This is a genomic window from Methylorubrum podarium (genome assembly GCF_040270385.1).
Lineage (GTDB): Bacteria > Pseudomonadota > Alphaproteobacteria > Rhizobiales > Beijerinckiaceae > Methylobacterium > Methylobacterium podarium.
This window is the reverse complement of sequence record NZ_JBELQE010000003.1, coordinates 1-4351: the sequence shown is the minus strand read 5'-3', so window position 1 is coordinate 4351 and position 4351 is coordinate 1. Positions and strand designations below refer to the sequence as shown.

Annotated in this window: 4 protein-coding genes; 1 reads left to right on the top strand and 3 read right to left on the bottom strand. The window is 67.9% G+C overall.

Annotated features, from left to right (window positions below):
- Positions 1 to 159 precede the first annotated feature (159 nt).
- The 3 genes from ABS772_RS00105 to ABS772_RS00095 all read right to left on the bottom strand — a co-directional run bounded on the left by ABS772_RS00105 (position 160) and on the right by ABS772_RS00095 (position 3538).
- Complete coding sequence (locus tag ABS772_RS00105; RefSeq protein WP_350391587.1) at positions 160 to 1134, bottom strand: lipid A biosynthesis lauroyl acyltransferase; 975 nt, start codon at positions 1132 to 1134, stop codon at positions 160 to 162.
- Between the two features lie 152 nt (positions 1135 to 1286).
- On the bottom strand, positions 1287 to 2015 hold the full coding sequence (gene phbB, locus ABS772_RS00100) for an acetoacetyl-CoA reductase (RefSeq protein ID WP_350391586.1): 729 nt from the start codon (positions 2013 to 2015) through the stop codon (positions 1287 to 1289).
- A 338-nt stretch (positions 2016 to 2353) separates the two neighbouring features.
- Entirely contained in the window at positions 2354 to 3538 is a 1185-nt protein-coding gene (locus ABS772_RS00095; RefSeq protein WP_350391585.1) for an acetyl-CoA C-acetyltransferase, read from the bottom strand.
- Between the two features lie 323 nt (positions 3539 to 3861).
- Here ABS772_RS00095 and phaR point away from each other — a divergent pair.
- Positions 3862 to 4351 (top strand): polyhydroxyalkanoate synthesis repressor PhaR (gene phaR / locus ABS772_RS00090; protein WP_350391584.1); only part of this gene is annotated, 490 nt, incomplete at its 3' end.

Sequence of the window (4351 nt, the reverse complement as noted above, 5' to 3'; positions counted from 1 at the left end):
GGAGGCAGGAGGTGGGGGTGGTTCAGGATGAGGCGGTGCGGTGCCTTCTGCACCACCCCCACCCCGAACCCCTCCCCACAAGGGGGAGGGGACAGGCTAAGTCCTGACCGAAGCGATCGACCGGAAACCGTTTGACGGTTCGTCGGCCTGCCACGACCCTCAGGACGAGGGCGAGCGATGTGCGTTCGGGAGTTCGGCGGCCTGCGTCGGCAGCATGTGGGGCCGCCAGCGGCGGTGCATCCACAGCCATTGGCCGGGATGCTCGCGCACCCATCCCTCGACCACGCGCGTCATCGCCTGCATCGCGCCCTGAACCTCGATCAGCCCGTCGGGGCCGCGGGGCAGGTCGAGGGGCGGCGTCAGTTCGAGCAGGAAGCGCCCGCCTTCCTTGCGCACCACCCGCGCGCCGTGGACCGGGCAATCGTGGTGCCGGGCGAGCTTGCCGAGCAGCGGGTTGGCCAGCACGGGCCGGCCGAAGAACTGGACCACCACGCCGCGGGTGAAGTGCTGGTCGATGAGCTGGCCGAGATGGCCGCCGCGCTCCACCACGCCCTGCATGGCGAAGACGGCGCCAGGGCCGGAGGCGGCCAGGCCCCCCATGGTCTTGCGGCGCACCTCCTGCACCAGCTGGGCGGCGGCCGGGTTGTTCGGCGGCCGGAACACCGCCGTGGTCTCCAGCCCGAATTTTTCCGCGCAGATCGCCGGCAGCTCCCAGTTGGCGAGGTGGGCTGAGAAGATCAGGCCCGGCCGGCCGTCGTCGCGAATCGCGAAGAACTGCTCCAGCCCCCGCACCTCCATGCGCTGGGTCGCCAGGTTCTCGGGATCGTAGTCGAAGATCGTGTCGAGATGGGCGTATTCGGCGCCCGTGCGGCCGAGATTGTCCCAGGCCTCGAGCGCGATGGCCCGCAGCCGCCGCTCGTCCTCCTTCGGGTAGGCCGCCCGGAGATTGGCCATCGCCGTGCGGTGGGAGGGCAGGAACGGGCCGACGAGCCGCGCGAGCCGGCCGCCGGCCGCGCTCGCCCGGTCGGTGCCGAGCATCCGCGCGAGCAGGAACACCGCCCGGATCAGCGGGATGGTCGCGAGTCCCGCCAGCCGAGGCAGGTTCCGCCGCAGGATCAGCGCGAGGCGCAGCACAGCTGGTTCATCGAGAGCGTGTTGGGGGAGGTTCGCAGGGCGGCATAAAGTATTTTCTCCGAGCAAGCGAGCATGCCCACCGCGAAACGGCAAAGGCCGCCGGCCCATGCGCGGACCGGCGGCCTCCGGAAGGCTTCAACAGGCGGTGTCGATCAGACGAAGTGCTGGCCGCCGTTGATGGTGAGCGTCGAGCCCGTGACGAAGCCGGCCTCGTCGCTGGCGAGATACTCGACCGCGTGGGCGATCTCGTCGGCCTCGCCGAGGCGGCCGGTGGGGATCGTCGAGATGATCTTGTTGCGGATGTCCTCCGGCACGGCCATCACCATCTCGGTGGCGATGTAGCCGGGGGCCACCACGTTCACGGTGATGCCCTTGGAGGCGCTCTCCTGCGCCAGCGCCTTGGCGAAGCCGATCACGCCCGCCTTGGCCGCCGAGTAGTTGGTCTGGCCGGCCTGGCCCTTCTGGCCGTTGATCGACGAGATGATGATGATGCGCCCGAAATTGCGCGAGCGCATGCTCTCGATCAGCGGCCGGGTGCAGGTGAACATCGAGTCGAGGTTGGTCTTGATGACCGCCTGCCACTTGTCGAAGCTCATCTTGTGGAAGGCGCCGTCACGGGTGATGCCGGCATTGTTCACCAGGATGTCGATCGGCCCGAGCTCGGCCTCGATCGCCTTGATCCCGGCCTCGCAGCTCGCGAGGTCGCCGACGTCGAACTTGAACACCGGAATGCCGGTCTCGGCCTTGAAGGCGTTGGCGGCCTCGTCGTTGCCGCCGTAATTGGCGGCGACCTTGTAGCCCTTGTCCTTCAGGCGCTTCGAGATCGCGGCGCCGATGCCGCGCGTTCCACCCGTGACGAGGGCGACGCGTTCCTGAGCCATGGTTTCCTCCGTGTTCCCGGTTCGGGTTGTTGTTGAGAGTGCCTCGCAAAACGCCCGATCAGCGATCGGTTCCCTTCGGCTGCGACGGCGCGGCGGGCGTTTTGTGAGAGACACTAAGACGGTTTGCGAAACACCCGCGAGGCGTGTGGCCGACAGATGGATGATCCTGTCATGACCTTCGCGGGGCGGCCCGCAGCGCATCATCCCCGCCTGTGTAGCGGGGCGGCGGCGGACCTGCATCGCATTTAAATTTCACAAACCCTCAAGCCGTTTTCGTCAAATTCAGCTTGAATTCGGCGTGAAGGAGGGCGAGGCCGCCCTCCCTCCGAGCCGGCCGGTCAGACCCGCTCGACGCACATGGCGACGCCCATGCCGCCGCCGATGCAGAGCGTGGCGAGGCCTTTCTTGGCGTCGCGGCGCTTCAGCTCGTGCAGCAGGGTGATGAGGACGCGCGCGCCCGAGGCGCCGATCGGGTGGCCGATGGCGATGGCGCCGCCGTTGACGTTCACCTTCTCGTCGTCCCAGCCCATGTCCTTGTTCACGGCGAGCGCCTGCGCGGCGAAGGCCTCGTTGGCCTCGATCAGGTCGAGGTCGGACGGCTTCCAGCCGGCCTTGTCGAGGGCCTTGCGCGAGGCCGGGATCGGGCCGGTGCCCATCACCTTCGGATCGACGCCCGCGGTCGCCCAGGAGACGATCCGGGCGAGCGGCTTGATCCCGCGCTTCTCGGCTTCCGAGGCCGACATCAGCACCAGGGCGGCGGCGCCGTCGTTGAGGCCGGAGGCGTTGGCGGCGGTCACGGTGCCGTCCTTGGCGAAGGCGGGCTTGAGCTTGCCCATCGCCTCGACGGTGGCGCCGTCGCGGATGTACTCGTCGGTGTCGACGACGGTGTCGCCCTTCTTGCCCTTCACCGTGACGGGGACGATCTCCTCCTTGAACCGGCCCTCCTTGCGGGCGGCCTCGGCTTTGTTCTGCGAGCGGGTCGCGAACTGGTCCTGCTGCTCGCGGGTGAGCTGGAAGGCCTGGGCGACGTTCTCGGCGGTCTGGCCCATGTGGTAGCCGTTGAAGGCGTCCCACAGCCCGTCCTTGATCATCGTGTCGACGAGCTTGAGGTCGCCCATCTTCTGGCCGCCGCGCAGGTACTGCGCGTGGGGGGCGAGCGACATCGATTCCTGGCCGCCCGCCACGATCACCTTGGCGTCGCCGTTGGCGATCTGCTGCATGCCGACCGCGACGGTGCGGAGCCCCGAGCCGCAGACCTGGTTGAGGCCCCAGGCGGTCGCCTTCTCGGGGATGCCCGCGGCGATGGCGGCCTGGCGGGCCGGGTTCTGCCCGGCGGCGGCGGTGAGCACCTGGCCGAAGATCACCTCGTCCACCTCGTCCGGCGAGACGCCCGCGCGCTCCAGGGCGGCCTTGATCGCCACGGCGCCGAGTTCGTGCGCCGGCACGGAGCCGAAGGCGCCGGCGAACGAGCCCACCGGTGTGCGCGCCGCCCCGACAATGACGATATCTTCGCTGGCTGCCATCGTGACGTTCTCCTCGTTCGGCGGCGCGATATTTGGTAGACCAGAATGTCCGGTGCGCGGCCTGCCGTTCTCCGGATGAAGAGCGCAGGACTCGCGAAGTCAAGCGTGCTTTCGGACAAGATGGCTCGAACGTCGCCTCAGTGCCGCACGGGCACAGCCGGATTCTGCGGGGACAGAGATAAATTGCTGTTTTCGCCGCGCCGCGAAAGCCTTAAGGTCGGCTCCGAAGAATGCAGAACCCGGCCTGCGCAGGCGGGCAGCCGATCATGGCGGAGCGTTGTGCTTTGCGCAGACTCATGACCGAAGCGGGAGGTGTCGCAACGATGGCCGAGAACGGCAGGGCGCATCAGACCGTCATCAAGAAATACGCCAATCGCCGGCTCTATCACACCGGCACATCCACCTACGTCACGCTCGAAGATCTCGCGACGATGGTGCAGAACGGCGAGGATTTCATCGTCTACGACGCGCGCTCGGGTGACGACATCACCCGCTCGGTCCTGACGCAGATCATCTTCGAGCAGGAGAACAAGGCCGGCGAGGACAACCTCCTGCCGGTGGCGTTCCTGCGGCAGCTGATCCGCTTCTACGGCGACAGCATGCGCACGATGGTGCCGAGCTTCCTCGAATTCTCCATGGCGAACTTCGCCAAGGATCAGGACGGCCTGCGCGAGAAGCTCGCCCAGAGCTTCGGCCCCTCCGCCTTCCAGCAGGCGCTGCAGGAGCAGGTGCGGGCCAACATGACCTTCTTCGGCGACGCGATGAAGATGTTCACCGGCGGTTTCGGGCCCCCTGCCCCGCCGTCGAGCACCC